2 rRNA genes (1 of these 2 only partly in view) are annotated in these 3,055 nt (G+C 54.1%); both read left to right on the plus strand.

From position 1 onward, the window contains the following. Positions 1 to 2,740, plus strand: a 23S ribosomal RNA gene (locus EWH10_RS21590); it begins 56 nt to the left of the window's first position. A gap of 164 nt (positions 2,741 to 2,904) precedes the next feature. After that, a 5S ribosomal RNA gene (rrf, locus tag EWH10_RS21595) occupies positions 2,905 to 3,019 on the plus strand. Positions 3,020 to 3,055: the final 36 nt, after the last annotated feature.

Below are 3,055 nucleotides of genomic sequence, written 5' to 3' on the forward strand. Positions count from 1 at the left end.
CGTGGCACGCTGCGATAAGCGTGGGGGAGCTGTGAGCAAGCTTTGATCCCGCGATTTCCGAATGGGACAACCCACCTTCACCATTTAAGGCTGCACCCGAGCGATCGGGCACAGCGTTAAATGGGAGAGGTATCACTAAGCTGAATAAAATAGGCTTTGGTGAAGCGAACCCGGAGAACTGAAACATCTCAGTACCCGGAGGAAAAGACATCAACCGAGATTCCGTTAGTAGTGGCGAGCGAACGCGGACCAGGCCAGCGCCTGGTGTTTAGTTAACAGAAGCCTCTGGAAAGTGGCGCCATAGCGGGTGACAGCCCCGTATGTGAAAGCGAAACATCAGGACTTGAGTAGGGCGGAGCACGTGAAACTCTGTCTGAACATGGGGGGACCACCCTCCAAGCCTAAATACTCGTACATGACCGATAGCGAACCAGTACCGTGAGGGAAAGGTGAAAAGCACCCCGATGAGGGGAGTGAAACAGTACCTGAAACCGGATGCCTACAAGCAGTGGGAGGGTCCTTGAGACCTGACCGCGTACCTCTTGCATAATGGGTCTGTGACTTAGTGTATCGAGCAAGCTTAAGCCGTTAGGTGTAGGCGCAGCGAAAGCGAGTCTGAACAGGGCGATTGAGTTCGATGCATTAGACCCGAAACCCGGCGATCTAGGCATGACCAGGCTGAAGGTGCGGTAACACGCACTGGAGGGCCGAACCGTTTAATGTTGAAAAATTATCGGATGAGTTGTGTTTAGGGGTGAAAGGCCAATCAAGCCGGGAAATAGCTGGTTCTCCGCGAAATCTATTGAGGTAGAGCGTCGGATGATTGCCGTTGGGGGTAGAGCACTGGATGGTTGCGGGGGTCGCGAGATCTACCAATACTAACCAAACTCCGAATACCAACGAGTCTAGTCCGGCAGACAGACGGCGGGTGCTAAGGTCCGTCGTCAAAAGGGAAACAGCCCTAACCTACAGCTAAGGTCCCCAAGTCACGTCTAAGTGGGAAAGCATGTGGGATTTCCAAAACAACCAGGAGGTTGGCTTAGAAGCAGCCATCCTTTAAAGAAAGCGTAACAGCTCACTGGTCTAAATAAGAGATCCTGCGGCGAAGATGTAACGGGGCTCAAGACGTGCACCGAAGCTTAGGGTTCAGCACTTTGTGCTGAGCGGTAGCGGAGCGTTCCGTAGGCCGTTGAAGCGGGAGGGTAACCGACCGTGGAGGTATCGGAAGTGCGAATGCAGACATGAGTAGCGATTAACAGTGTGAGATGCACTGTCGCCGAAATTCCAAGGGTTCCTGCTTAAAGCTAATCTGAGCAGGGTAAGCCGGCCCCTAAGACGAGCCCGAAGGGGGTAGTCGATGGGAACCACGTTAATATTCGTGGGCCTGGTGGTGTGTGACGGATGGCGTAACTTGTTCGGCCTTATTGGATTGGTCCGGGCAGGGAAGTTGTCCCAGGAAATAGCCCCACCGTATAGACCGTACCCTAAACCGACACAGGTGGAATGGTAGAGTATACCAAGGCGTTTGAGAGAAGTATCCTGAAGGAACTCGGCAAATTGCCTCCGTACCTTCGGAAGAAGGAGGCCCCACATATGCGCAAGCACTTGTGGGGGGCACAGGCCAGGGGGTAGCGACTGTTTAGCAAAAACACAGGGCTCTGCTAAGTCGGCTTCAAGACGACGTATAGGGCCTGACGCCTGCCCGGTGCCTGAAGGTTAAGAGGAGGAGTGCAAGCTCTGAATTGAAGCCCAGGTAAACGGCGGCCGTAACTATAACGGTCCTAAGGTAGCGAAATTCCTTGTCGGGTAAGTTCCGACCTGCACGAATGGCGTAACGACTTCCCCACTGTCTCCAGGATATGCTCAGCGAAATTGAATTCTCCGTGAAGATGCGGAGTACCCGCGGTTAGACGGAAAGACCCCGTGCACCTTTACTGCAGCTTCAGAGTGGCATTAGGAAAGAACTGTGTAGCATAGGTGGGAGGCTTTGAAGCCGGGACGCCAGTTCCGGTGGAGCCATAGGTGAAATACCACCCTGTTGTTTTCTGATGTCTAACCTCGCACCGTCATCCGGTGCAGGGACCCTCTGTGGCGGGTAGTTTGACTGGGGCGGTCGCCTCCTAAAGAGTAACGGAGGCGCGCGATGGTGGGCTCAGGACGGTTGGAAACCGTCTGTTAGAGTGCAATGGCATAAGCCCGCCTGACTGCGAGACTGACAAGTCGAGCAGAGACGAAAGTCGGTCATAGTGATCCGGTGGTCCCTCGTGGAAGGGCCATCGCTCAACGGATAAAAGGTACGCCGGGGATAACAGGCTGATGATTCCCAAGAGCTCATATCGACGGAATCGTTTGGCACCTCGATGTCGGCTCATCACATCCTGGGGCTGGAGCAGGTCCCAAGGGTTTGGCTGTTCGCCAATTAAAGTGGTACGTGAGCTGGGTTCAGAACGTCGCGAGACAGTTTGGTCCCTATCTGCCGTGGGCGTCGAAATTTGAGAGGAGTTGACCCTAGTACGAGAGGACCGGGTTGAACATGCCTCTGGTGTACCTGTCGTCCTGCCAAGGGCGCAGCAGGGTAGCTATGCATGGACGGGATAACCGCTGAAAGCATCTAAGCGGGAAGCCTCCCTCAAGATAAGATTTCTTCGAGCGGTCGTAGACCACGACCTTGATAGGCCGGATGTAGAAGTGTGGTAACATATGGAGCTAACCGGTCCTAATTGCTCTGATCGCGCCTGAGAGTCCCACCATCAATGACAACACTGGATAAAACCAGCGTCAGCCATCGAGCGTGGTGATCAACCTCATGCCAGATAAACAAACCAACTCATTTGATGACGCGTTTCTCAACCGAAACGCCCAAGTGCACGGCACCGATTAAAACCCGAAGCGCAAGCTCTATTGCTTGGTGACCATAGCGTCTGTGACCCACCCGATCCCTTCCCGAACTCGGACGTGAAACCAGTCTGCGCCGATGGTACTGTGGCTCAAGCCCCGGAAGAGTAGGGCGTCGCCAGGCATTATAGCTCGCGCTTCACATTAACCCATTCGCAAT

Origin of the sequence: Sphingobium fuliginis, from assembly GCF_004152845.1 — a bacterium.
GTDB lineage: Bacteria > Pseudomonadota > Alphaproteobacteria > Sphingomonadales > Sphingomonadaceae > Sphingobium > Sphingobium fuliginis.